This window comes from Paraburkholderia metrosideri (assembly GCF_904848625.1).
GTDB classification, from domain to species: domain Bacteria; phylum Pseudomonadota; class Gammaproteobacteria; order Burkholderiales; family Burkholderiaceae; genus Paraburkholderia; species Paraburkholderia metrosideri.
The window spans coordinates 370,522-394,331 of record NZ_CAJHCP010000004.1 but is presented as its reverse complement, the minus strand read 5'-3'; the positions used below and the strand labels follow the sequence as shown (position 1 = coordinate 394,331).

23 protein-coding genes are annotated in these 23,810 nt (G+C 59.8%); 12 read left to right on the top strand and 11 right to left on the bottom strand.

Annotated elements, in window-relative coordinates; translation table 11 throughout:
• Positions 1 to 10 precede the first annotated feature (10 nt).
• The 3 genes from LMG28727_RS10390 to LMG28727_RS10380 form a co-directional block, all read right to left on the bottom strand.
• The gene (locus LMG28727_RS10390) at positions 11 to 1,075 is read right to left on the bottom strand and encodes an efflux RND transporter periplasmic adaptor subunit (protein WP_236591694.1); all 1,065 of its coding nucleotides are present in this window, start codon (positions 1,073 to 1,075) and stop codon (positions 11 to 13) included.
• Between the two features lie 679 nt (positions 1,076 to 1,754).
• On the bottom strand, positions 1,755 to 2,369 hold the full coding sequence (locus tag LMG28727_RS10385; protein WP_201642212.1) for an ester cyclase: 615 nt from the start codon (positions 2,367 to 2,369) through the stop codon (positions 1,755 to 1,757).
• A gap of 1,075 nt (positions 2,370 to 3,444) precedes the next feature.
• Complete coding sequence (locus LMG28727_RS10380) at positions 3,445 to 3,927, bottom strand: universal stress protein (protein ID WP_201642211.1); 483 nt, start codon at positions 3,925 to 3,927, stop codon at positions 3,445 to 3,447.
• A 311-nt stretch (positions 3,928 to 4,238) separates the two neighbouring features.
• Here LMG28727_RS10380 and LMG28727_RS10375 point away from each other — a divergent pair, with 311 nt between their 5' ends.
• Complete coding sequence (locus tag LMG28727_RS10375; RefSeq protein WP_201642210.1) at positions 4,239 to 4,928, top strand: FadR/GntR family transcriptional regulator; 690 nt, start codon at positions 4,239 to 4,241, stop codon at positions 4,926 to 4,928.
• 265 nt (positions 4,929 to 5,193) lie between these two features.
• Here the strand turns inward: LMG28727_RS10375 and LMG28727_RS10370 are convergent, their stop codons facing one another.
• Complete coding sequence (locus LMG28727_RS10370) at positions 5,194 to 5,787, bottom strand: acyl-homoserine-lactone synthase (RefSeq protein ID WP_201642209.1); 594 nt, start codon at positions 5,785 to 5,787, stop codon at positions 5,194 to 5,196.
• Positions 5,788 to 5,936: 149 nt separating this feature from the next.
• Between LMG28727_RS10370 and LMG28727_RS10365 the strand changes: the two genes are divergently transcribed.
• On the top strand, positions 5,937 to 6,254 hold the full coding sequence (locus tag LMG28727_RS10365; protein WP_201642208.1) for a helix-turn-helix domain-containing protein: 318 nt from the start codon (positions 5,937 to 5,939) through the stop codon (positions 6,252 to 6,254).
• Here the strand turns inward: LMG28727_RS10365 and LMG28727_RS10360 are convergent.
• Complete coding sequence (locus LMG28727_RS10360; RefSeq protein ID WP_201642392.1) at positions 6,238 to 6,942, bottom strand: helix-turn-helix transcriptional regulator; 705 nt, start codon at positions 6,940 to 6,942, stop codon at positions 6,238 to 6,240. The two genes, LMG28727_RS10365 and LMG28727_RS10360, sit on opposite strands and share 17 nt — an antisense overlap.
• 567 nt (positions 6,943 to 7,509) lie before the next feature.
• On the opposite strand from LMG28727_RS10360, the gene LMG28727_RS10355 reads away from it, so the two are divergent.
• From LMG28727_RS10355 to araD, 7 genes are all read left to right on the top strand, one after another.
• Positions 7,510 to 8,451: a dihydrodipicolinate synthase family protein gene (locus tag LMG28727_RS10355; RefSeq protein ID WP_201642207.1), complete on the top strand. Its 942-nt coding sequence runs from the start codon at positions 7,510 to 7,512 to the stop codon at positions 8,449 to 8,451.
• 27 nt (positions 8,452 to 8,478) lie between these two features.
• Positions 8,479 to 9,417, top strand: coding sequence for an SMP-30/gluconolactonase/LRE family protein (locus LMG28727_RS10350; protein WP_201642206.1), 939 nt, complete (start codon positions 8,479 to 8,481; stop codon positions 9,415 to 9,417).
• 273 nt (positions 9,418 to 9,690) lie between these two features.
• On the top strand, positions 9,691 to 10,860 hold the full coding sequence (locus tag LMG28727_RS10345) for an extracellular solute-binding protein (RefSeq protein ID WP_201642205.1): 1,170 nt from the start codon (positions 9,691 to 9,693) through the stop codon (positions 10,858 to 10,860).
• A gap of 75 nt (positions 10,861 to 10,935) precedes the next feature.
• Positions 10,936 to 12,051 (top strand): ABC transporter ATP-binding protein, encoded by a 1,116-nt coding sequence (locus tag LMG28727_RS10340; RefSeq protein WP_201642204.1) that lies wholly within the window; start codon positions 10,936 to 10,938, stop codon positions 12,049 to 12,051.
• The gene (locus LMG28727_RS10335) at positions 12,048 to 12,926 is read left to right on the top strand and encodes an ABC transporter permease (RefSeq protein ID WP_201642203.1); all 879 of its coding nucleotides are present in this window, start codon (positions 12,048 to 12,050) and stop codon (positions 12,924 to 12,926) included. Before LMG28727_RS10340 ends, LMG28727_RS10335 begins: the two co-directional genes overlap by 4 nt.
• A complete protein-coding gene (locus LMG28727_RS10330; RefSeq protein WP_201642202.1) occupies positions 12,926 to 13,852 on the top strand; it encodes an ABC transporter permease in 927 nt (308 codons plus the stop codon). Before LMG28727_RS10335 ends, LMG28727_RS10330 begins: the two co-directional genes overlap by 1 nt.
• Positions 13,853 to 13,894: 42 nt before the next feature.
• The gene (araD, locus tag LMG28727_RS10325) at positions 13,895 to 15,661 is read left to right on the top strand and encodes an L-arabinonate dehydratase (RefSeq protein WP_201642201.1); all 1,767 of its coding nucleotides are present in this window, start codon (positions 13,895 to 13,897) and stop codon (positions 15,659 to 15,661) included.
• A gap of 122 nt (positions 15,662 to 15,783) precedes the next feature.
• On the opposite strand, the gene LMG28727_RS10320 is transcribed toward araD, so the two are convergent.
• Both LMG28727_RS10320 and LMG28727_RS10315 read right to left on the bottom strand, forming a co-directional pair.
• Positions 15,784 to 16,389, bottom strand: coding sequence for a short chain dehydrogenase (locus tag LMG28727_RS10320; RefSeq protein ID WP_201642200.1), 606 nt, complete (start codon positions 16,387 to 16,389; stop codon positions 15,784 to 15,786).
• Between the two features lie 275 nt (positions 16,390 to 16,664).
• Positions 16,665 to 17,117, bottom strand: a complete 453-nt coding sequence (locus LMG28727_RS10315) for a DUF3005 domain-containing protein (RefSeq protein WP_201642199.1) — start codon at positions 17,115 to 17,117, stop codon at positions 16,665 to 16,667.
• 322 nt (positions 17,118 to 17,439) lie between these two features.
• On the opposite strand from LMG28727_RS10315, the gene LMG28727_RS10310 reads away from it, so the two are divergent.
• Positions 17,440 to 17,673, top strand: a complete 234-nt coding sequence (locus LMG28727_RS10310; RefSeq protein ID WP_201642198.1) for a hypothetical protein — start codon at positions 17,440 to 17,442, stop codon at positions 17,671 to 17,673.
• A gap of 204 nt (positions 17,674 to 17,877) precedes the next feature.
• A complete protein-coding gene (gene epsC / locus LMG28727_RS10305; protein WP_201642197.1) occupies positions 17,878 to 18,804 on the top strand; it encodes a serine O-acetyltransferase EpsC in 927 nt (308 codons plus the stop codon).
• 325 nt (positions 18,805 to 19,129) lie between these two features.
• On the opposite strand, the gene LMG28727_RS10300 is transcribed toward epsC, so the two are convergent.
• The 3 genes from LMG28727_RS10300 to LMG28727_RS10290 form a co-directional block, all read right to left on the bottom strand.
• On the bottom strand, positions 19,130 to 19,645 hold the full coding sequence (locus LMG28727_RS10300) for a metal-dependent hydrolase (protein ID WP_201642196.1): 516 nt from the start codon (positions 19,643 to 19,645) through the stop codon (positions 19,130 to 19,132).
• 198 nt (positions 19,646 to 19,843) lie between these two features.
• On the bottom strand, positions 19,844 to 20,206 hold the full coding sequence (locus LMG28727_RS10295; RefSeq protein WP_201642195.1) for a sugar ABC transporter ATPase: 363 nt from the start codon (positions 20,204 to 20,206) through the stop codon (positions 19,844 to 19,846).
• Between the two features lie 350 nt (positions 20,207 to 20,556).
• Positions 20,557 to 21,708, bottom strand: coding sequence for a porin (locus tag LMG28727_RS10290; protein WP_201642194.1), 1,152 nt, complete (start codon positions 21,706 to 21,708; stop codon positions 20,557 to 20,559).
• 648 nt (positions 21,709 to 22,356) lie between these two features.
• On the opposite strand from LMG28727_RS10290, the gene LMG28727_RS10285 reads away from it, so the two are divergent.
• Positions 22,357 to 22,893 carry a hypothetical protein gene (locus LMG28727_RS10285; RefSeq protein ID WP_201642193.1) on the top strand — a complete coding sequence of 179 codons (537 nt, stop codon included), beginning with the start codon at positions 22,357 to 22,359 and terminating at the stop codon, positions 22,891 to 22,893.
• Between the two features lie 372 nt (positions 22,894 to 23,265).
• Here the strand turns inward: LMG28727_RS10285 and LMG28727_RS10280 are convergent, their stop codons facing one another.
• Positions 23,266 to 23,700 carry a hypothetical protein gene (locus tag LMG28727_RS10280; RefSeq protein ID WP_201642192.1) on the bottom strand — a complete coding sequence of 145 codons (435 nt, stop codon included), beginning with the start codon at positions 23,698 to 23,700 and terminating at the stop codon, positions 23,266 to 23,268.
• Between the last annotated feature and the right edge of the window lie 110 nt (positions 23,701 to 23,810).

Below are 23,810 nucleotides of genomic sequence, written 5' to 3'. Positions count from 1 at the left end.
TGGGCGCCCGTCAGCGCGTGGCCGAGGCCGGAGTCGGCGCCGGCGGCGCAGACGGCTCGGGAGCGGGCCGCGCGTCGACACGCTGGCCCGGCTGAACCTTCTGCCAGCCGTCGACAATGACGCGCTCGCCGGGCTTCAAACCGGCGCGGACGGTCCACCGTCCTTCACCTTGCTCGCCCAGATCGATGTTGCGCTGGAATACGGTGCCGTCGTCCGCGACGAGCGTCACACTCCCGACACCGTTGTCCAGTTGCACCGCCCGCTCGGGGATCCGGATGCCCTGCCGGTTACCCGCCGTGATGATGCGGCCGCGGACAAACTGCCCCGGCAGCAGGGTGCGCGACGGATTGGCGAACTGGGCCCGCACGGTCTGCGTGCCGGTGGACGGGTCGACGACCAGGTCGGCGAAGTCGAGGAAACCGCGCTCGCCATATACCTGGCCGTTGGCGAGCACCAGTTGCACCTCGACATGTTTCATCTCGATTGCCTGACGCGTGCCGGATTGAATCTGCTGCTCGACATCGAGCATGGCGGTATTCGATTGCGTGAAGACCGCGTTGATCGGCGTGAGCTGGTTGACCTGGGCCAGAAGCGTTGCCGCTCCGGCGCTGACGAGCGCACCTTCGGTAATTTGCGCACGGCCGACGCGTCCGGCAATGGGCGTGCGCACGATGCAGCGATCGAGCCGTAACTGGGCGAGCGTCACAGCGGCCTGCGCATCGGCGACGTTTGCCTGCGCCTGTTGCATGGTCGCCAGCGCGGCATCGTATTCCTGAGCACTGACCGCGTGGCGGCCGACCAATGGCTTGAAGCGCTCGACGACCGACGCTGCGTTATCGCGGACGGCGGTTGTTCGTGCGAGGGCGGCTTGTGCCTGCTGCAATTGGGCGCGGTAGTCCCGGGGATCGATCTGGAAGAGCGGTGCGCCTGCCGGCAGGTCCGTGCCTTCCTGATAAAGCGTACGTTCGACAATTCCGTCGACCCGGGCACGAATTTCCGCTGAGCGGACTGCCTCGATCCGGCCAGGCAATTCGACGACATCGGGAACAGACGAGGCCGAGATGGTTTCGACCAATACGGGAATCAGTGGCGCGGCAGTCGCTGGAGCAGACTGCTTGTCGCCGCATGCAAAACATGCAAGTGACAGGCTGATCACCAGGAGTGAGTGGACACGACTACGCAGGCTGCAGGCTGAGCAAGGCAAGAGAAACTCCTCGACAAAGGCACTCTTTTTCGCGCTTCAGATTGGCTACGGTCTGATGACGGTCGGCAGTTTTTTTACGTTTTCTGGGTGGCCATTCCGACGGAAGCGGATGGCGCGTGCGCCTCACTCCTGTTGTCTGGACCTATGTCGCAAGCAAAGATAAATGTTTTACGCGCTTTCTGACGAAAGGGTAGCACGTTCGATCCGTCTTTTCACCAACGCATGATTTATGTGGAAAAGTTCTCGGCACAGGTGAGGATCGAGGGGAATCTTTCAGTAGGCCTGCCCGTCACGTGCGTAATTGTTGTACGTTGACTCAAGGCCGGTTGGCATCGCACGGGGCTAGATGGCTGGTGAGCGCTGCAATCGAAGCGGTGCGGATCAGGAGAGAGAGGCGCCGCGTTTTAACCCACTATCTGGTTGTGGCCTCGCGGCTAAAAGATGTCGATTCTTCGGGCCAACTTACTCGGCATAATGGCGACGGCGATCGAACATAGTGTTCTGTCGATCGCCGCTCAGGATAGCGTGAGAGTGGGTTGAGGTTTCTAAATCAGAGTAAACCCAACTGCTTCATGAACGTGTAGTCATCGTAAAAGAGCCATTCTTCGTCCATGGTGCCGGCGTCGTTCCAACGGCCCACGGTTGCCATTTCGATTTCAAAGCGCTTGCCGTTGGGAGCGATTACCTTGCCGTCGGCGAGTACCATCGGTTTGGTGAACGTGCCGCGCCAGACACCGGTAACCGCGGTGTATTGACCTTGACCGATTCGGATATGGTGAATCGGGTTCTCGGTGTCGGGTGCGAAGCTGAAAATCTTTTTGGACCGATCGAGGTGTTCTTTCAGGCCATGCGTTGTCGTACCGTCGGGATAATGCACGATGATGTCTTCAGCATGACTACGATGCATTTCGTCCCACTTCTGATGACTGTAGACATTGAAGTCCAGGTCGTCGAAGTTGTTCAGATTTTTTTCGACGGTTGCGCGCTCGTTGCGAAACTGCTCGGGAGTCTTGTTGATGCGCTCTGCCGACTTGTCCGCGCTCATGGAGGAGAAGTCGTCAGGGAGATTTCTGGAACTCTTGGTCTCCGCGGCGGAAACACTGCCCATGCTCACGGCGGCGGCAATGATCAGGAGGGCCAATTGGGAGCGGCGAGTCTTTTTCATTTGATTCTCGTATTTTGATCAGAAGAGCCTCTGTCTGCTGGGCGGACACGGCAGTTCAGGATTGAGGTTCCAGACGGCTGTTGCTGTCGGGACTGAGAAGGTGCAAAAAGAGCCGGTCTGCAGCCGGATTCACTTATCGCCATAATCGGACTTTAGAAAATGGATCAGTGTCCTTTGTACAATCGCTTCAATGCCTCGGAGTGGGTGGCGTTTTGACGGCTTTCTGCTATATGCCGTTTGACTTCATCGCGCGTTTTGTGGGTGACCTATGATTCAACACCCCGTTCCGACGATGCTGCTCCGCCGGCGGTTGGCTGCGCGTAAGCCTGGCTTGCCTGAAAGGCGCCAGCGATTAAAATGAATCTAATGGTTTTGATTGCTTTGCTCATGATTAAGGATGGATTTTGGTGATTGCATTGGTCTCGCGTCCTAAACTCTGCAGCGATTGAGTAAGAATATCGTTCGACTGAATATCGGGATATAGGATTTCTCCTAAAGCTCGCTGCGGCCTTACGAAGAGGCTTGCCAGCGCAAGTTCAGCTAAAGTATGACAGGGGCGGAAAGAGGCGTTAAGAAAATCATGTTTAAACGAAATTGCAGTAGAATTGATCTATTGCTGACCGAGAAAGGTAATAGCGGTTTTCGGATTAAGGATCAGTTGATGAGGTTGCCGAGGTGAGATTTGCGCCGGGTGTAACGTCGTGCGTCAATTCGGCTATTTATCTTGGCGTACGGCGGCCATTAATCGATTGAGAGAATAATTATTTTTGCAATACAGGTATCACATCGTCGATTTGACGATTGAGGATATTGATTAACCGAAGCGGGAAGGGAAAATTATTGTCGCTATCCATTTGATTTTATATAGGCTGGCGATAAGCTGAACTGCAAGAAAATGCACGCGTTCGCGCAAAGCGGGTAATGGGCCGGGAAGATATCGCCGGGACATATAGGAAAGTCTCGCAACGTAAATCGCGCCGCAATTCAGTCGCAGGGTCAAACAGAACCAATACCGGATTGATGACGTTCGAGCTTCTGCGGGCCGGTCTTCCACCGGCCCGTTGCATCCGGAAAGTTAGGCCCCAGCTGCCGCGTCTGAGGACGATGCCTGACCTGCGGCGGCTGGAATCAGCAACACCGGCAAGGTCGCCTGACGCACGCAGCGTTCGGCGACGCTACCGAGAATCAGGCGCTGGAAACCGCGCCTGCCATGCGTGCCCATGACCAGCAAGTCGGCCTTGAAATCGGCCGCTGCGTTCAGTACGACTGCAGACACATCGTCGAGCGACGACGCTTCGCCAACGGCCAGGTCTCCCTTCACGCCACTCTCAATCATCGCTTTCGCGAATTCCGCGCCGAGTTCCTTCCCTTGTTCGACCAGACGGTTGCGCAGTACCGAAGGGTCGTAGCCCGGCGCCTCAAAATACATGGGAGTGTTTTCGACGACATAGAACGGCTGAAGAACTGCATTGTTGGACTTGGCCAGGTCGAGTGCTGCTTCAAAGGCGCGACGTGAGGTGTTGCTGCCGTCGACTGCTACAAGGATGCGTGTGTACATATCAACTCCGCGTCTGAAAAATCCGGATGCCGTGGCCGTTTTTATCGTTTTCCGCGTTTCACGATCTCATGACCAGGCGCATTGATCTTTTATACCAACGAAGCTTAGATGATCGTGGAAAAAGATGCATTCGACAGGAGGTCAATCAAACACTTGTCAAATTTAAAGCGGTACGTCGTGGGGCCCGCAAGCCCGATCCCAAAGGGTTCAGCACTATGCGGTGCAATCCATAGAGCATATCTCTGATGAAATCGGCATAGGGTTGGCCTTACAATCAAGCCCTATTCAGACAAGCTATTTCAGTCCTGCTGATGAACGAGCGCAAAACCACGGGCCTGCCCGAGAAGATTTACGGCGACATCCTTAACCGCATTCTCGAAGGCGAGTACAAGGAGGGCGAGCGCCTGCCCACCGAGCATGCACTGGCCGAACGGTTCGCGACATCGCGCCCGACTGTGCGCGAAGCATTGGCACGCCTGCGGGCAGACGGCATCATCATGACGCGGCACGGTTCGGGCACGACGGTCGCGCGTCGACCCGACCCGGACGTGCGCCGCTTCGCACCGCTCGAAACGCTGTCGGATATTCGCCGCTGCTACGAATTCCGCATGGTGACCGAGGCGGGCGCGGCCGAGCAGGCAGCCATTAAAGCCGATGCCGACGACATCGCTGCGATTCAGCACGCGTGGGACGAACTGGAAAACATCATCGAAACCCGGGGCATCGGCACGCAGGACGACTTCAGGTTCCACCTTGCGGTGGCGCGTGCGTCGAAGAATCCGTTCTTCATCACGGTCATGTCGTTTATCGAGGAACAGATTCTGTTCAGCATGAATTTGTCACGCAACCTGTCGCTCGTGAAGACGGTGGAGCGTCAGCGAGTGGTGCAGGCCGAGCATTGGGCGGTACTCGATGCGATTCGTCGCAAAGACGCACCGGGGGCGGCAGCGGCGATGCGCGCGCATCTGGAAAATGCGCTTGAGCGGATGTTCGGCTCGTGACTTTCGATTTTTCGTTCAGTTAATCAGTAGTGCGGCAACCGGTGGTCTCGTGGTGCCGCGGTTTTCCCATCGCGCTCGCCGGGTATCCTGGCGCTTCCTGTGTGTGAGCATTGGTCGCGTCGACGGGATGTCTTAGCCCGCCGACGCGCATTTTCAACGCAACTAACGGTCAGCCCGCCGCTATTGGCCCGTTCCAATGTCGATGGCGGCGAATGGCATTCAAGTAACGGGAATTTGTTTGCAACTAACCGCAAACCGTCTGTAACTACGCTGCAACCGCCATCGGCCCAAACAGCGCCGTCATCGTCTTCGGGCTCACTGCCACATTCAGCGCTACCGCGCGCTCGACGCCGATCTGCAAAGGCGCGCCGAGCCGGCTAATGTCAAGGCCGGTGCGGCGCAGCAGTCGCTCAATCGGTGTGGTCGTCACGGTGACGTAGTCGGTGATGCCCATCCGCTTGGCGAACAACATGACTTCCTGAATCGCGTGGAGAGTCATGTCCGTGAAGCCGAACGACTGTTCTTCTCCGCTGGTTTCGATCGCAAACCGGCTCAACTCCCAGATATGCCGGCCAACCGGTGCCTGCGCGCCATGCAGCAACTGCGGAAACGTGTCCTTCAGCATATTGGGGCCCTCTGTCGGCATCAGCCGCCAACATCCGCGTAACTTGCCGCCTTCGCTCTGTATCAGCATGTAATACGGGCCGAGCGCGTCGTAGCCGTCGATCTCCATGCCGGCAATGGTCGGGATTTCCCAACCTAGCCGCCCATGAAACACCCGGGCCCGCAGCCGGTACATCTCGTTGATGTCTGAATTGTCGAATTCCTGCCGCATTCCAATCCTGATCGAAGTTTGCATGCCGTTCTCCTGAACGAGTGGGGGACCAATAGCAGGAAAACTTATGCACTTTGAATCGATCCGCCACCTACCTACCTGGATAGGTGTGCATGCTTTTCGGATATCGCAGAATTCGGGACAGCAGTGTACTCAACCGACAGGGCACGAAAATGGAACTTCTCGAAAATCATTGGCAACCGCAAACTGGCCTCCAAACGCGCCCGGCGGACGCATCTCCGGGGGTGGATCGCGTGCTGATCATCGCTTACCGCAAGAAGAAAAAGGAAAGCCAGCGCCGCTTCTGGGCCCGCTTTGGCGTCACGCAATCGCGCGGCAGCCGCTTCGAATCGGGCGCTGAGATCCCGGCACCGGTGTCGATCCTGCTCGGTCTGTACTTCACCAAGACCGTTTCCGACGCCGACCTGGGCCGTGCAGAGCGGGTGCTGTACAGCCGGGACGCAGCAGCTTTCCTCAACCCGGGTCAATAAGCCCGAGCTGGGCGGCGATCACGGCGGCCGCCCGCCGCGAATTCACCCCGAATTTGGTCCGAATGTTCTTCATGTGGAAGTTCACCACGGCTTCCGAACAATTCAGGATTTGGGAGATCTCCCAAGTGGATTTGCCGCGTGCGGTCCATTTCAGGCACTCGCGTTCGCGCGGCGTCAGCTTGGGCAGTAAGGTTTGCGCGTGCGTATCAAGGTGACGCTGACTGGTGTCCACCACCAGATCGCGCAGTAGCACGAGATTCGGCAGCGTAGCGTTCACGTGGCGGAGAAATGCGTCGGTCGGTGCGCTGTCGTTGACGAAGCACATCATGCCTGCCTGCTGATGCGGCCCATGAATGGGCACCGTCACTCCGGCGCGCAGCCCATAGGAGCGCGCTTCTTCGTACATGGATTGCTGCGGGTCGGTCGAAAATATGTCCGGCGACCAGATCAGCGGTGCCGTGCGCGACATTGAATGCTCGACGGTCGGGTCGATATGAACCATACCGTCCTTGTCATACGTCTGGCGCCACGCCGGCGCGTAGGTGCTGCGTATGTATGCGTCTTCCAGGCGCATGGTTGGACGCGGCAGCATCGCGACCAATATCCTGTCGAAGCCCCATGTTTCGGCAAGGCCCGTGATTGCACCGAACCATTCCGCTTCGTCGGCGGCGTCCAGTAGCGGTGCCATCTGCTCGATAAAATGTAGCGACAATTTTGACTCTCTCAGGCTCGCAAACATCCCGTTGCTGTTAATTGTGGCGGCGATTCGCATGGCCGCTTTTAGTCCCGCAATTTATCACTAAAAAAATTTTCGCTGCGCGACGCACGCGTCCACGCCGGAGGGCGCCACGCGCGCTTTCGCGGGCAAAAGAACGAATTCCTATCGATTTCCCTTTTCTGACTCGCTCAGGATTCACAAAACATTGAACTGGATAATTTTTTTGTGGCCATCATTGCATTGGCAGCATTAATTTTAAATCCCTTTAAATGGGCCGCCGCTGACACGGGCTGAGTGCGCTGCGCTGAAGTGAGCGCATTCCCAACTATTGAAGGCAACGCAATGGGTCCGATCGATACCTGCTGCTGCGCGCCCTCATCCGCACCTATATTGTCATACAAAATTGACAATTCGCAGTTGATGAATGAGCAAGATGCCTATTTAATTCGTCATCGTAGCCCATGCGCCTGTAGTTGTTTGACAACATGGCAATACCGGTGCTACCTTTACCGGCCGTCGTTCCCGGCTCGAGGCATCATGAACGAATCTCCGCTTCACGATGACGAGTTCGGTGCTTCCGTCATGGCTGTGCCCCCTCTGGCGCGCAACGCCGATTACACGCTCAATGCCGCTGAAAATCACACGCTGATCCGCCATATCGAAGCCGGCGGCGTGCGCACCTTGCTGTATGGCGGCAATGCCAACCTGTACCACACCGCAGTCAGCGAATACCGTGAGTTGCTGGACCTGCTTGCCTACGCAACAGGTCCCTCCACGCGCGTGATCCCGGCCATCGGACCCGACTACGGGAAAATGCTCGATCAGGCGCGTATCCTCGCTCAAACCCGTTACCGGACAGCGATGGTGCTGCCGCTCGGCGGCTTCACGACCTCCAGCGGCGTCGAAACGGGCCTTGCGCGCATTGCTGACACAGCGGGCATCCCGCTCACGCTGTATATCAAGAGCGAAGACTATGTGGAGGTGGACGCGCTGGCGCGGCTGATCGAACGCGGCACGCTGATCGCCGTGAAATACGCGATTCCGCGCGAAAACCCCGCGAACGATCCTTATCTGCGCCGACTGCTGCAGCACGTGCCGGCCAGCAAACTCATCTCGGGCATGGGCGAACGCCCCGCGCTCGTCCACCTGCGCGAATTTGGTCTGGCCGCATGGACCACGGGCTCGGGCTGCATCGCGCCGCGCAGCGTCATGGAATTGTTGCGGGCGGTCAAACGTGACGATCGCGCGACCGCGCAACATCTGTACGACACGTTCATGCCGCTTGAAACCCTGCGCGACGAGATCTCGCTGATCCGCGTGCTGCACGACGCCGTCACGTTCTCCGCAATCGCCGACATGGGTCCGCTCCTGCCGCTGCTCAGTTCGACGCCATCCGAACATCATGCGAAGATCGGGCAGGCCGCGCGTGGGCTGCTCGCGTTGGAGCGCGACTTCGCACGGGCCCGTCCATCAACCTGAAACTCAATCCCAAGCCGATACTCAAGCATGACCGATAACAGCCGACGCTATCCTGATCCGTCCATCCGTGTGTTCGATCCGCGCTTCAAGTCGCTGATCCTCGCCTCCGCCTCTGTCGAATGCCTTTACCAGGGCGCGCGTTGGTCGGAGGGGCCGGTGTGGTTCGGTGACGGTCGTTACCTGCTGTGGAGCGACATTCCAAACGACCGCATTCTGCGGTGGGACGAAACGACGGGTAATGTCAGCACGTTCCGTCAATCGTCGAACAACGCGAATGGCCACACGCGCGACCGTCACGGGCGCCTCGTCAGTTGTGAGCACCTGACCCGCCGCGTCACCCGTACCGAATACGACGGTTCGATCACCGTGCTGGCCGATCGTTATCAAGGCAAGCGCTTCAATTCGCCGAACGACGTGATCGTGAAGTCAGACGGCTCGATCTGGTTTACCGATCCCACCTTCGGTATCGCCGGCTTCTATGAAGGCGAGCAACAGGAGTCGGAGCTGACGGCGTGCGTGTACCGCATCGACGGCCAGTCGGGCGAAGTATCGATCGTTGCCGACGACGTGCTCGGCCCCAACGGCCTCGCGTTTTCGCCGGACGAGTCGGTGCTGTACATCGTCGAATCGCGTGGCGAGCCGCGCAAGATCCGCGCGTTCGATGTCGGCAGCGACGGCGCCACGCTGTCGAACAATCGCGTGCTGATCGACGCCGGCCCTGGTACGCCGGACGGTTTTCGCGTCGATATCCATGGCAATCTGTGGTGCGGTTGGGGCATGGGCACGGATGAACTCGATGGCGTACGCGTGTTCAATCCGCAAGGCGAGGCGCTCGGCCACATTGCGCTCCCCGAGCGTTGCGCGAATGTGTGCTTGGGCGGACGTCATCGCAACCGGTTGTTCATGGCGGCGAGCCATGGCCTCTACTCGCTGTACGTGAACACGCAAGGTGTCATCGGCGGTTGATTGCAACAGGGCGCACCTTGCCAGACAACGTGCGCTCCGATCTCTCCAATAACTCCGGGTTTGCCCTTGGGTGCAACGCGAAAAACGTTGCACATCAAGGCCTATTCGGAAAAACACGGGTTTTCGCGAGTCAAACGCAGATAAGAGCATTTGCTTGACATCGGCTGTCGCGCTTCGCTATGTTCCATTGGTAGAAGTACAAAGACACCGCCCGCAGCGTGACTGCAGTTCGGCTGAACGGCGGACTTCCATACCAAGAAGCGAGGAGACGCAATGACTGTTTCAGACAGGTTGTCGCTCAGGCTGGTGTCGTTGGTTCTCGCGGCGAGTGCCGCTTTTTCTTCGGCCGCGCATGCGGCGGATCCGGTCACGCTCAATATCGTCGACGTGGCCGGCAATCTTCAGCTCACACAAAAAGGTTTCGAGGCCTTCAAGGCGAAGTACCCGAACCTCGTCGCGAACATCACGTACACCAATGCACCCGCGCCGCAATTGCCCGGCAAGATCAAGGCGATGCAGGGCGCGGGCCGCTCCGATATCGATCTGGTGCTGACCGGCACCGACGCGCTCGCCGCCGGCATCGAACAGAATCTGTGGATCAAGCTGCTGCCGGACAACGCAGCGCAATTTCCCGGCGTGCTCGACAAGTACGCGCCGGGTCCGCGCAAGATGCAGGACCTCGCGCAAGGCTACGGGCTGGAGGTTGCGTATATGCCGGCTGGCCCGCTGCTCGAATACAACCCCGCCAAGGTCAGCGATCCGCCGAAAACACCCGAGCAGTTATTGCAATGGTGCAAGGCGCACCCTGACAAGCTGATCTACGCACGGCCGGCCAACTCCGGTCCGGGCCGCACGTTCCTGATGGGCTTGCCGTACGTGCTCGGCGATAAAGATCCGCAAGACCCGGTGCATGGCTGGGACAAAACCTGGGCCTTCCTCAAACAGTTGAACGACTGCATTCCTTACTATCCAGGCGGCACGTCGGCGGTAATGAAAGAACTCGGCGAGGGCACACGCGACATGACCGTCACGGTGACGGGCTGGGACATCAATCCGCGTGCACTCGGCATCGTGCCGGCGGAGTTCCGCGTGCAGGCGTTCGACAACATGACGTGGGTGAACGACGCGCACTATATGGTCATTCCGAAGGGCGTGCCGAAAGAAAAGCTCGACGTGATCTACAAGCTGATGAACTTCATGCTGGAGCCGGCGCAGCAGGCGTTGACCTATGACGACGGCTATTTCTATCCCGGACCGGCAATCAAGGGCGTCACCGTCGATCAGGCGCCCGCGCACAGCCAGGACGTGCTGAAGAAATACGGCCGGCCGGAATACGCAAAGCTGCTGGCTGATCGTCCGCATGCGTTGCCGTTGAATGCGACCGCGATGGTCGCGGCTTTCAAGAAGTGGGACACCGAGGTCGGCGCACAGAAGACCAAATAGCCTGCGTGCGGGCCACGGCATGCCGTGGCCATTGTGTTGCAGCGCCTGACCTGTCACGCGTTTCAGGAAACCGCCATGAAGCATCGCTTTGAACAGTTGCGACTCGATTCGGTGAGCCGCAGTTTCACGAATGCGCAAGGCCAGGCGGTCGCGGCGCTGCAGGAACTCGATCTGACGATCCAGCGTGGCGAGTTCATTGCGTTGCTGGGACCCTCCGGTTGCGGTAAATCGACGGCGCTCAATTGCATCGCCGGATTGCAGCCGTTGAGCGGCGGCGGCATCTGGCTCGACGAGAAGCGCATCGATGTGCTGCCGCCCGAAAAGCGCGGCTTCGGCATGGTGTTTCAGAACTACGCGCTGTTTCCGCATATGAGCGTGCTGGATAACGTCGGCTTCGGCTTGAAGATGCGCGGCGTCGCGAAGAGCGACATCATGCGGCGCGCGCGTGAAGCTTTGCAACTCGTGCAACTGATCGGGCATGAGCACAAGCTGCCAGGACAACTGTCCGGTGGACAGCAGCAGCGCGTGGCGATTGCGCGGGCCATCGTGATCGAACCGCCGCTCATTCTGATGGACGAACCGCTGTCGAATCTCGATACGAAACTGCGCATCGAAATGCGCGCGGAAATTCGCCGCATTCATAGCCAGCTCGAACGGGCGACGCTCTATGTGACTCACGATCAGGATGAAGCGCTGTCGATGGCGGATCGTATCGTCGTGATGAAAGAGGGCGTGGTGCAGCAGGTTGGGTCGCCGCAAGAGGTTTATACGCGGCCGCGCAATCTGCATGTTGCGCGTTTCATGGGTTATCGCAACGTCGCGGAATTTACGCTTGAGGGCACGCAGGGAGAGGGCGTCGCGGTGAGCGCAAACGGCGTTCGTCTGACCGGCACACCGATGGCGGGCTTCAACAGCAAACGCGTGTATGTCGCACTACGTCCCGAAGATATGGAGCGCGCCGCGCCCGGTTCGGAGAACGCGTTCGACGCGCACGTCAGCATGGTCGAATACGGCGGACACGATTCGCTGTTACGTGTGAAGACCGCATTTGGCGACGTGTGGGCGCGGGTAGCGGGGGACTATATCGAAGGCGAGCACATTCGCCTGCGCGTGCAGCCGTCGCGCGTGCTGGTCTACGACGCCGAGGCCGACACCGCCGCCCACGCCGCACTCGCTGCGCACGCCGCATGAACTCGCGCACGCTATCTCCGCCGCTCGCCCCGCGCGACGCCAAAGCATGGCTCGTCGCGCCAGCGTTCCTCTTCATCGTCGCGGTCTTTATCTATCCGTTCGCGTACGGCCTGGTGCTGTCGTTTCAGCCGATGAACGGTGGCGGCCTGTGGGCCAACTATCTGACGTTTTTCACCGATACGTCGATGTGGCCGACCATCTTCGTCACGCTAAAACTCGCGGTGCCGGCCACGCTGATCAACGTCGGCGTGTCGGTGCCGGTGGCGTTCGTGCTGCGCCGTCATTCGCCGTATCAGAAGCTCGTCACGACCTTGCTGGTGATTCCCGTGACGCTCGGCACCGTGCTGATCGCCGACGGCATGCTGACCTACTTCGGTCCGAACGGCTGGTTTCCACAGGCGTTGCACGGCTTGCATCTCTATACCGATGAGGTGCGGCTCACGCACAACTACTGGGGCGTGCTGATCTCGCTGATCGTGTCGGGTTTTCCGTTCGCGTTTCTGTTGACGCTGTCGTACGTGACCGGGATCGACCCCACGCTCGCGAGCGCGGCGGCCACGCTCGGTGCGAATCCGTGGCAGCAGTTTCGCCGCATCTATCTGCCGCTGCTGGTGCCTGGCTTGACGATGGCGGCGTGTCTGTCGTTCGTGCAGGCGTTCTCGGTGTTTCCGTCGGCGGTGCTGCTTGGCGCGCCGGCCGGTCCCACCCGCGTGATGTCGATCGCCGCCGCCGAAGCCGCGTTTGAAAGCTACGATTATTCTCTGGCGTCGGCCATCGCGATGGTGATGGGCTTTGTGCAACTGCTGATCGTCGCTGCGCTGCTCGGCGCGCGTCGTTTCTTCTATAGCGGCCCGGCAAGTGGAGGCAAAGGCTGATGACAACCGATCATCGTACGGCACAGCCTGCGTGGTCCGCGTCGTCGAAGTCGAAAGACGACGGTGCGCGCGAACCGGTCAAACGCTTCAGGCAGCGCACCAGCGCGGCTGGCCGCATCTGGAAGGCGCTGGTGTGGGGCGTGATGGCGTTCTTCCTCGTCAACGTCGTGCTGTTGATCGCGACCGTCGCGGTCAATTCGGTCGCGACGCGCTGGTTCGGCACGTTGTTGCCGCAAGGCTTCACGCTTCACTGGTACGTGCAGGCATGGAGCGATTTTCAGTTGGCGAGCGTATTGTGGGTCACGATGGAAGTGGTCGGCGCGGTGGTGTTGCTGTCTGTCCTGCTCGGCGTGCCCGCCGCATACGCGCTCGCCCGCGTGCAGTTTCCCGGCAAACGCATCGCGATGCTGGTGTTCCTGTTGCCGTTGATGGTGCCCCCCGTGACGTATGGCATTCCGATGGCGACCGTGATGTACAAGGTCGGTCTCGCTGGAACGCTGTTCGGTGTGATTCTCGCGAATCTCGTGCCCGCACTCCCGTTCGTCATTCTGGTGATGACGCCGTTCATCGAACAGATCGATCCGAATCTCGAAGCGGCGGCGCGCATTTTCGGCGCGAATACATTCCGTTATTTTCGCTATGTGCTGCTGCCGTTACTGGTGCCCGGCATGCTCGCAGCCGGGCTGCTGGTCCTCGTGCGCACCATCGGCATGTTCGAGCTGACGTTTTTTACTGCGGGTCCGTCGACGCAAACGCTCGTGGTCGCGTTGTACTACGCTGTATTTTCAACCGGCGTGCGCGCCCCGCAATCGATCGACGCGATGGCGATGATCTACATGGCGATCACGCTGATCTGGGTACTGATCGCGCTGCAGTTCGTCAGCCCGACGCAAATCGTGTCGCGTGTGAAGGAACAGCGCCGCTAGGCACCGGCACTGAAGCATGGCAGTCCAATCGTGGAGCACACGTTGACGAAGCGAAAGACACCCGAGGAACTGCGCAGCCACCGCTGGTATGGCGTGAACGATCTGCGCTCGTTCGGCCACCGTTCGCGCACCGCGCAGATGGGCTACAACCGCGACGAATACGCGGGCAAGCCGGTGATCGCGATACTCAATACGTGGAGCGAGATCAACGCTTGTCATACGCATTTCAAGCAGCGCGTGGAGGAAGTGAAGCGCGGCATCTGGCAGGCCGGCGGCTTTCCTATTGAGTTGCCGGTGCAGACGCTTTCCGAGCCGTTCCAGAAGCCGACCACCATGCTGTACCGCAATTTCCTCGCGATGGAAGCCGAGGAAACGCTGCGCTCGTATCCCGCCGACGGCGTCGTGTTGATGGGTGGGTGCGACAAGACCACGCCCGGTTTGCTGATGGGCGCGATCTCGATGGATCTGCCCGCGATCTTTCTGCCCGCGGGCCCGATGTTGCGCGGCAACTGGAATGGCGTGACGCTCGGCTCCGGTTCCGATTCGTGGAAGTACTGGGCCGAATTGCGCGCCGGGAAGATCACCCAGGAGGACTGGCAGGGCATCGAGGGCGGCATCGCGCGTTCGCCGGGACACTGCATGACGATGGGCACGGCGTCGACGATGACGAGCGCCGCCGAAGCGCTCGGCTTCACGTTGCCTGGTTTCGCCTCGATCCCCGCCGCGGATTCGCGTCACGCGCAGATGGCGGCGAAAACCGGCATGCGGATCGTCGAGATGGTGTGGGAGGATCTCAAGCCGTCGGACCTGATCACGGCGGGCGCGGTGGACAACGCGGTGACCACGTGTCTCGCGTTGTCCGGTTCGACCAATGCAATTGTTCATATGATCGCGTTGGCTCGGCGCGCGGGCGTCGAGTTGACGCTCGACCGTTACGACGAAATCTCGCGCCGCACACCCGTGCTCGCCAACATCCGTCCCACGGGCGCGTATCTGATGGAGGACTTTTTCTATGCGGGCGGGTTGCGTGCCATGCTCGCGGAATTGGGTGATTTGATCGACCGCTCGCAGAGAACCGTCAACGGTCATACGCTCGGCGAGAACCTCGAAGGCGCGAGGATTTTTAACGACGACGTGATTCGCCGCCGCGACAAACCGCTGTTGCCCGACAGCAGCCTCGCGGTCCTACGCGGCAATATCGCGCCCAATGGCGCCGTGATCAAACCCGGCGCGGCTGAACCGCACCTGCTCGTGCACACGGGCCGCGCGGTGGTGTTTAGCGACTACAACGACATGGCCGCGCGGATCGACGACGAAGCGCTCGACATCGACGAAAGCTGTGTGATCGTGCTTCAGCATGCGGGTCCGGTGGGCGCGCCGGGGATGCCCGAGTGGGGGCAATTACCGATACCGCGGAAGTTGCTGCAGAAAGGGGTGCGCGATATGGTGCGGATCTCGGATGCACGCATGAGCGGTACGAGTTATGGCGCGTGCGTGTTGCACGTCGCGCCGGAATCGTTTGTCGGCGGGCCGTTTGCGCTGGTTCAGAGCGGCGACCTGATTGAGCTCGACGTGCCGCGCCGCAAGCTCAACGTGCTGGTGTCCGACGCCGAACTGGACCGCCGCAAGGCCGCGTGGGTCAAGCCCGCGCCGCGCTTCACGCGCGGCTATGGGGCGCTCCATCAGGTGCATGTGATGCAGGCCGATCAGGGCTGCGACTTCGATTTTCTGCAACGAGGCGGCGCGCGTCCTGCGTCGGTCTCCGCGTCATCCTACGAGGACAAGCCGGGCGAGCCGGAGATTCATTGAGTTCACCGAGGGCCGTTGCCCGTGCCGTGGAACTGCCATAGAGCGGCGACACGTCGAGAGGGGGGACGCGATGCAGCGGCGCTGCATCGCGTGATTCCCCGCGTTGGCCGATATCGGCAGGGTCAATATCCCACGCGATACACCCGGCCCGTTTGCGCGCCTTCCACGCTGCGCAGATAGGCCAAGGCTGCGCGCTGTGCCGTTACCGGTTCGAAGCCGCGGAAGTAGGGCCCATAGGCTTCGATCGATTCAGTCAGCACCGTCGGACTCACCAGGTTGATGCGGATGCCGCGCGGCAATTCGATCGCCGCGCCCCGCACGAAACCTTCGAGCGCAAGGTTGACGGTCGTCGCGTTCGCACCTTCGCGGATCGGCTCGTCGGCGACAATACCGCTCGTCAGCGTGAACGAGCCGCCGTCGTTCAGATAGGATTGCGCGGCCAGTACCACGTTGATCTGTCCCATCAGCTTGTCGCGCAGGCCGACCCAGAACTGTTCGATGGTCATCTCGGGCAGCGGACCGAAGTGCAGCTTGCCCGTGGTGGTGACCACGCCATCCACCTTGCCGATCTCGCGGAAGAGCCGCTCGATACTCGCTGGGTCCGTACTGTCGACGCGATGCGGCCCGCGCGTCGCACCCACTTCGATCACCTCATGACGCGCCTTCAGTTCCTTGCTGACAGCCTGGCCTAAGGTGCCGGTTGCGCCGATCACGACGATCTTTTTCATCTGCTGCTCCGTTGCGGGTTAACTTGCGGTCGATTGTCCCGGCGCTGAGTCGAAAGAAAAAGCGCTTGCTGCGCCGGGGACCTGCAACCGTGAGATTTCTAATCGACACCGCGACGCCGCGACGCCGAGCGAAAGAAGCCCAAGCGGGCCCAAAGTGTGCCCAACGCGCGGACGAAGCAATACGCGCACCATTATTCAAACGGTGCGCGCCAGTTTAATCACGGTTTTATAGGACGAGACGCGAGAATTCAAACATCGGCGCCACGCGTGAAAATCTATTTCACCCGATGTAATTCGATCAGACGAGTCGGTCGCAAATGATTAAGGGCGTAATGGATGCGGCCCCTGTCACGGCGGCTGCCGGCAGGACGGGGATCGTCGAATTGATGATCCTGGGAATAGGGTGCGAGAGGCTCGACCATGCCCTTGTCGATCACCGTATAGCCAGGTTCGAGCGCGAGCAGCAGATGATTGCCGCCAACCCGGCTGTCAAAGCCGGCCATGCCGTCGCGCGACTCGGGCACGCTGTTGACGTGGGTTGCGTTGCTGGTCGTGATCTCGTCGGCGGCAATCGGGCTGTGGCCCGCAATGCGTGCGGCTTCGAGATTCTTGCCGTCGGTGTCGACGGTGCTGTCGTGCGTGCGGTCGTTATGCAGCTCGGTTGAACGCGGGCCGGTGGTGTCCGGCACGGTGCTGGCGTCTGCTGGCTTGTTGATATCGCTGTTCATCACGCAATCTCCTTGAAGAGGACATGGTTGAAGTGCAGCAAAACCCGTTCCGCCCGATGCAATGCCTTGCGTATACCTTTGAGCGCGACTGGCAATGCGCCTGCAACGCTGTGTACAAGATCGTCATTTCATCCGGCGATTGCGTCGAGAATTCTTTTCGTTTTTTTTAATGGACGCGTATTTTCTACAGAGTATGATCTTATTCCGACGAGTAAAGCACGGTTAAATTGACGACATGGCCCCGACTAATCCATCATGGTCGGAAACAACGAAAGGCCGTGCTACTCAAAACATTTTACGGGGCCGTCAGGGCGGGTGACACATGCACTTTGATGCTGCATTCACACATCGCGGCTATTTGTTAAATTGCGCGCCGGCGCGCGCGGGCGACGGAACTTGGCAACCTTATGTGGTCATCTCGCGCTCGAGCGACGGCGAACTGGTCGCCAACCGTTTCTTCCCCACTGAACTGCGTTTCCCCGACGAAGCCACGGCCATCGCCCATGCGCGCGACTGGGCAGTGCGCTGGATCGACGCGAGCAGCGTGACAATCTGAAGGGCCAACTCATCGCTCATTTCAAACACCGCCAATCATAGGGTCGCTCGTGAGGTAACTCATGAAGCGTCTCGCGAAACGATCGGGCGAATGCACGCGAGCGGCGTGCCAGCTTCAGGCACTGCCCGCGCGGGCTGCAGAAAAACGCGGTAATCTCTTGGCATATTTCACTTCGAACCGTGTTCACGCACGGTGTTGTCCTTTATGCCTAACGTGCCCGACCACAACTGGGGTCTCGAACAGATCGTCGCAGACCTGCGCGCGTCGCGTGAAGAGTTGCATCGCACGCGGCATCCCCTTGGCATTCGCGAGTTGCCATCGCGTGAAGCGGTGATCAACATTGTTGCCGGCTTGCGGGCATCGCTGTTTCCCACTCATTACGGCGCGCCCGATCTGACCGACGAAACCGTCGACTACTACGTCGGCCACACGCTCGAAAGTACATTGCGGCTGCTCGCCGAACAGATTCGCCGCGCGTTGCGGTTTCTGCCGGAGTTCGGCGCAACCTCCGACGCGGAACTGAAGGAGCGTGCATTTAACGTTGCTCGCGAATTCGGCACGCAGTTACCGGGCATTCGTGCGCTGCTGGTCAGCGACATTCAGGCTGCGTTCACCGGCGATCCCGCCGCGCAGCACATCACCGAAATTCTGCTGTGTTATCCGGGCGTCTGGGCGATGACGCATCATCGGCTCGCGCACGCGTTGCATCGTCTTGGCGTGCCGCTGCTCGCCCGCTTCATCAACGAAATCGCGCACTCCGCCACCGGCATCGACATCCACCCTGGCGCGACGATCGGGCCGAGCTTTTTCATCGACCATGGCACGGGTGTCGTGATTGGCGAGACCGCGATCATCGGTGAGCATGTACGCGTGTATCAGGCGGTGACGCTGGGTGCGAAGAGCTTCGCGTCCGATAACGACGGCACGCTGATCAAGGGCAACGCGCGGCATCCTATCGTCGAAGACCACGTCGTCATTTACGCAGGCGCGACGATTCTCGGACGCGTAACGATTGGACGAGGCTCGGTGATCGGCGGCAATGTTTGGCTCACGCATAGCGTGCCGCCGGGCAGCAGCGTGTCGCAGGGGAAGGTCCGCGAAGGCGAGCGCACCGACACGAGCGCGAAGTGATGCGTGCGTTGTCCCGCGCTGGTTGAGACGCAACTCACGCAGGGTGGCCGCGTTCGTCTGCTTCGGTCAGGCCGCTAATGGCGGCCGCGAACGCAGCGCATCGGTCCCCACGCTGTCTGAAGCGAGTCAGCGAGTCAGCGAATCAGCGCCTCACCGCTTCAACAACTCAGCGCGTCAGCGACGCAGCGCCTCAACGCTTCAACGACTCAACGAGTCAGCGAGTCAGCGAGTCAGCGAGTCAGCGACTCAACGACTCAGCGAGTCAGCGAGTCAGCGACGCAGCGCCTCAACGCCTCACCCCCTCGCCAACGTAGCACGCACAGCTTCAACCCGCTCGCAGATACCGCAGGAAACGCATCTCGTGCACGCCATGCAGCCAGACATGCTCGCCGATAAAGAAGGCAGCCGCCCACGACGCAGCGACGACGATCAGATCGCAACTTCCACTCTTCCACAAGTTCAACGAATGGCGTCCCGCAATCCACGGCACACCTAGCGGATTCGGCCAGTCAGCAAACAGGTGCATCAGGCCGCCGCACGCGAATCCGAACGCGGGCGCGGCGTATAGCGAATGCCCGAGCCAGTGATACGACAGGGCGAGCAACGCGAGCCACCCCACGCCCCAATGCGTCAATGTGCGATGGGTGATCCACAGACGGCGCGCGCGCGACCACCACGCGACTTCGAGCCAGTCCGGTGCGGTACTGCCCCAGATGCCAGCGAGGAAACTCAACAACACGTCGAGATGAAATGCATTGTTGCCGCTGACGCGGGCGACTACGGCCGCTGCGATGACGCCGGCTGCAAAACCGGTTGCGTGATGTGCTTTGCTGGATGCCATCGAAACTTGCGGCGCACTGCGTCGCGTGAAAGCCAAAAGGGCGGCTATGTTCGCAGATGAGCGGATAAAAAAATAGCCGCTGCGCGAGATAAAAATTCGCACAGCGGCGTGGCCTAAAGAATGCAGCAACGTGACGACGATGTCAGGGCAACGTCAGGGCAACCGCAGGGCAACATCGCGACGACGCGAACCCATACGTCAGGTCGCGCAGCGTGCGATATCGAAGCGCATTTCCGGTTCGGGTGGATCGTCCGGTGCATTCGCGGGATGCATCACCTTGATGACCGAGCCGGTGTTGGTCGGCGTGAGCGTGACGAAATACGAGTTGTTCGAATCAGAGCCGACGGCGAGTTGCGTTGCGATGCCTGCGTGCGAGGTACGCACGCGCGACAAACGTTGTTCGAGGCAACCGGCGATATCGGCAGGCGCGCGTTGCGACGACACGTACACCAGTGGGATAGACGCATCGCGGGTGGGGCCGGAAGAACCGCAAGCGGTGAGGCAGGCCGTGACGGCGGTGATGACGACAGTAGCAGAGGCAGGCAGGAGAAGTCTTTTCATGGTCCGATCGTCGGCGTTCCCAGTCATGCGTGAGAACATGGTGCGCGGGCGAAGCGTGACGCGATTCAACTTGAAATGGCGACGTGACGTCATGCTTCGCGACGAGACCGTCATTCACTTGCAAGCGACATGCAAGCATGGCGGCAAGAGAAGCGGCCAGAGTCAGTATACCCACCACCTATCAGCGCGGTCACTACCCGATTCGCTATCCGCGATCACGATGCGACACCGCGACCGCTGTATCGAACGTGTTAAGCGCATGAAAAAACCCGCGACGTGATCGTGTCACGCGCGGGTTTGATCACAGCGCAAACCGGTGAGTCCGGGTGGCTCGCCGTGCAGCGGAAAACCTAGAAGCGGTGACGCAAGCCAACCGCCGCCGCAACCTGGTTGCCGGTGCTCGACGGCGCTAGCGTGTTGATGGAGGCCACGTTTGCGCCGAAGTCGCCGAGCTCACCCGATGCATGCTGATACACGCCTTCCACATACACATCGGTTCGCTTGCTCAGCGAGTAATCGCTTTGCAGCGATACCGTGTGCCACTTCGGATCGCCCGAGCCGTTCGAGCCGGTCATCTTGCCGTCGGTGAACGTATACGATGCCGCGAGGCTCAATGCGGGCGTGAGTGCGTAGCGGCCATTCAACTCGTAGTTGTCCAGATGCAGGTTCGTGCCTGCGACGCCCGGCAGCGTCGCGCCGCCAACGTCCACGCCGGTGATGCCGTCGAGTTGCGTATGCGTGTACACGAAGCCCGCCGTAGCCGGACCATACGTGTAATTGATGCCCGCGCCGAACGTGCGTTGCAGGTTCGCCGCGATCTGCGCGGTGCCGTCGCCTTGTGTGATCGCGCCGTTCAGGTTCATGCTGCCCGACTGGTTCAGTTGCAGATAAGCGGCCGCGACGCTCAACGGACCGTTGTCGTACGAAGCGCCCGCGCTCCATGCACGGTTGTTCGAGAACTCGCCGGCCGAATTGCTGAAGCCATACAGGCCACCGAACTTCAGACCCGCGTAATCCGCGCTCGTGTACTTCACGGCGTTTCTGACCGAGAACGAATTGTCGAGGTTGTCGTTGTCGAACGGGTGAGCCGCCAGGTTATTGCCGTAGCCCGCGCCCGCTGCCGACAGCGGCGCGAGATAGTCGACCACGGAGTCATATTGACGGCCTAGCGTCAGCGCACCGTACTGGTCGCTCTTCAGTCCGACGAAAGCCTGACGATTGAACAACGTGCTGCTTTCCGTGTTCTGACCGTTGTTGATGTTGAAGCCGCTTTCCAACGTGAAGATGGCATGCAGACCAGCGCCGAGGTCTTCGCTGCCGCGCAGGCCGAAGTACGTATTCGACACCGAGCCGCTGCTTTGTTGCCAGTTGCTGTGACCGCCCTGGTTGTTCGAGTAGACGAGGCCCGCGTCGAGCGTGCCGTACAGCGTGACGCTGCTTTGTGCGTGAGCGGTGATGGCGAATGCGCTGAAGAGGCTCGCTGCGATGACGATTTTTTTCATATTCAGATAACTCCGTGACAGTGCAAGGGGAATCGCAAGCCAGTGCTTACCGCTTATTACTCCGGCAGCCCGACGGCTCGTTGCGAAGTCTATTCGCACTATTCGAATATTTAATCGTGTCTGGCGCAACAATGTATTTTTGAATCTGTAAAAACGAATTTGATCGGTGTAAGTGCGGAAAAATAAAGAAAAAATCGGTTTAACCGTTTTTTACTCGACGCCCTGTCAAGGGCCGGCGCGTTGCTCAGTCGCTACGGTACGCGCAGGCCTTGATGAGACGGGTGTTGCAGCGCATTACGCGGAGGTGCGGGATTCATTCTGTTTTTTGCAATGCAATCTTACGAAACTAAGCAACTATCCGGCGCAATTACGGCTCTACAATTCGCCTTACCCTTTTGACCGAGGGTGTCTTTTTCATCTTTTATACGCGGCTTTCGGGCCGCGTTTTTTTATGGTTTTTGTAATGGTTTTATAAGTTTCAAAAATAATGAAAGAGAAAATTACGCTTTGCGAAAGATTGAAAGCTGATTGAAGATTGGCGCAGTGTGGCTTGTCCGTTCGTCAGGGGGCGAGGGCCGCGGCGCTCGGGACAGGTAGAATTGCGGCCTTGAGATGTGTTTCTGCCCCGCGAACGTGAGTAAACCTGTCATGACCGATACACCCCTTCCATCGTCCGATCCCGCTGAAGATTTCACGACGGAAGGCTCGTCCGAGATGGACGAAAGCGTGCACGGAGCGCGCCTGTGGCGCGACGACGGCTGGACCGCCCGCGTCATCAAGAACGAAGACGACGAAGGCTGGGCCGTCGCAATGATCAAGGACGGCGAGGCCGAACCCGCGCTCGTCGGCCCGTGGACCATGGGCCGCAACAAGAAAGACCCGAAGCCGCTCGACACGTCGGCGTTCAACACGCTGGTGAAGACCGCGTCGGAAGTGCTGCGGCGTCACGAGCAGCAACTGCGTGCGCAGTTGCATAAGGAAGTGCGGGTCGCCAGTGCAGATGGTAACGACGAACTCGACATCACGCTGGACATCATCCCCGACGAAGACGAGCCCTACGCGCTGCTGAGCGCGCTGGATCATTTCGGCGAACAGATCGCGCAGGTGCAGGTCGCGCCGAACTTCAAACTGAGCAAGGCTAGCGCGGCGGCGTGGGTCGAGAACGAATTCCGGCGTCCAGGTTGAGTCGTGGCGGCGGGTGAGGGACGGCGTGCAGGTGGCCGGGCATGCCAATCATCCGGTCGAAAATTACGAAAAACTTTCGGCTTGAGTTCGCGCTGAATCTGTGTTGGATCCGCGCTGCAGGGAATCTTTGAGCCGGTGCGACTATTTGCGACGCCCGATGCGGCGGTCCGATTGCCGTTGAATCGAATCAGCGCGGTAATTCAGCGTATCGGCAATTGAGAAACTTCGTTGCAATACGAGATCCAATTCAGGCCCGATTGCTCCGGCTGACGAACCAAGCATAACGACTCGAGGCGGCTTCGCAAGATCCGCGGTCACCGGTTCCGTAGCGGCAATTTGCAATAAGGGCGCAGCAACACGGCCCGCTCCGACCTAACTCCGTTTGCAGAAAATCGCAGTGACGAGCGGCGCGACGTGGTGCACGATCGCCGTGCTGCCGCTCCCGGAAATCGCGTTGCGTACCTTGGACTCGCTGCCGAGCACCACGACGCCGTAGGCCGAACTCGCGACCGGTTCGCCATCGCCGACCCGGAACATCGGGTCATCTTTTTCGTAGCCGACCACCGCGAACACACGGAAGCCGAACGCGGTCAGATCGGCGCCGGACGCGGGCGAGAACGCATTGATCGAATTGCTTTCGACGCGCATCGGCTTCGGGTCGATCATCTGCTGCTGCGTGAGGTCGGAGATGAACTGGTGGCCGCTCTCATTGCAGGTAAGCGGCGTGTCGAGAGCGGCGGCGAAACTGGTGAGCGGCAGTGCAGCCGTTGCCAGAAGCAGGAGTACAGATGAAAAAAGGCGTTTCATAAGCGGAGGGTGCAGACCTCGATTCGATGTAGTGGTTTCGCAACGGGCGACGGCGAGAGGCCGTGACCCAAAAGACGTTGCGCATCGAAGGAATTCCGCATCACAGGCGC

Excerpts from the sequence above, each read along its gene's own strand:
- LMG28727_RS10385 (WP_201642212.1), bottom strand. The coding sequence starts at position 2,369 with ATGAAAAAGACTCGCCGCTCCCAATTGGCCCTCCTGATCATTGCCGCC.
- LMG28727_RS10360 (WP_201642392.1), bottom strand. The coding sequence starts at position 6,942 with ATGGCACCGCTACTGGACGCCGCCGACGAAGCGGAATGGTTCGGTGCA.
- LMG28727_RS10380 (WP_201642211.1), bottom strand. The coding sequence starts at position 3,927 with ATGTACACACGCATCCTTGTAGCAGTCGACGGCAGCAACACCTCACGT.
- LMG28727_RS10355 (WP_201642207.1), top strand. The coding sequence starts at position 7,510 with ATGAACGAATCTCCGCTTCACGATGACGAGTTCGGTGCTTCCGTCATG.
- LMG28727_RS10280 (WP_201642192.1), bottom strand. The coding sequence starts at position 23,700 with ATGAAACGCCTTTTTTCATCTGTACTCCTGCTTCTGGCAACGGCTGCA.
- LMG28727_RS10315 (WP_201642199.1), bottom strand. The coding sequence starts at position 17,117 with ATGAACAGCGATATCAACAAGCCAGCAGACGCCAGCACCGTGCCGGAC.
- LMG28727_RS10320 (WP_201642200.1), bottom strand. The coding sequence starts at position 16,389 with ATGAAAAAGATCGTCGTGATCGGCGCAACCGGCACCTTAGGCCAGGCT.
- LMG28727_RS10310 (WP_201642198.1), top strand. The coding sequence starts at position 17,440 with ATGCACTTTGATGCTGCATTCACACATCGCGGCTATTTGTTAAATTGC.
- LMG28727_RS10350 (WP_201642206.1), top strand. The coding sequence starts at position 8,479 with ATGACCGATAACAGCCGACGCTATCCTGATCCGTCCATCCGTGTGTTC.
- LMG28727_RS10345 (WP_201642205.1), top strand. The coding sequence starts at position 9,691 with ATGACTGTTTCAGACAGGTTGTCGCTCAGGCTGGTGTCGTTGGTTCTC.
- LMG28727_RS10340 (WP_201642204.1), top strand. The coding sequence starts at position 10,936 with ATGAAGCATCGCTTTGAACAGTTGCGACTCGATTCGGTGAGCCGCAGT.
- epsC (WP_201642197.1), top strand. The coding sequence starts at position 17,878 with ATGCCTAACGTGCCCGACCACAACTGGGGTCTCGAACAGATCGTCGCA.
- LMG28727_RS10370 (WP_201642209.1), bottom strand. The coding sequence starts at position 5,787 with ATGCAAACTTCGATCAGGATTGGAATGCGGCAGGAATTCGACAATTCA.
- LMG28727_RS10330 (WP_201642202.1), top strand. The coding sequence starts at position 12,926 with ATGACAACCGATCATCGTACGGCACAGCCTGCGTGGTCCGCGTCGTCG.
- LMG28727_RS10375 (WP_201642210.1), top strand. The coding sequence starts at position 4,239 with ATGAACGAGCGCAAAACCACGGGCCTGCCCGAGAAGATTTACGGCGAC.
- LMG28727_RS10295 (WP_201642195.1), bottom strand. The coding sequence starts at position 20,206 with ATGAAAAGACTTCTCCTGCCTGCCTCTGCTACTGTCGTCATCACCGCC.
- LMG28727_RS10335 (WP_201642203.1), top strand. The coding sequence starts at position 12,048 with ATGAACTCGCGCACGCTATCTCCGCCGCTCGCCCCGCGCGACGCCAAA.
- LMG28727_RS10300 (WP_201642196.1), bottom strand. The coding sequence starts at position 19,645 with ATGGCATCCAGCAAAGCACATCACGCAACCGGTTTTGCAGCCGGCGTC.
- LMG28727_RS10365 (WP_201642208.1), top strand. The coding sequence starts at position 5,937 with ATGGAACTTCTCGAAAATCATTGGCAACCGCAAACTGGCCTCCAAACG.
- LMG28727_RS10290 (WP_201642194.1), bottom strand. The coding sequence starts at position 21,708 with ATGAAAAAAATCGTCATCGCAGCGAGCCTCTTCAGCGCATTCGCCATC.
- LMG28727_RS10285 (WP_201642193.1), top strand. The coding sequence starts at position 22,357 with ATGACCGATACACCCCTTCCATCGTCCGATCCCGCTGAAGATTTCACG.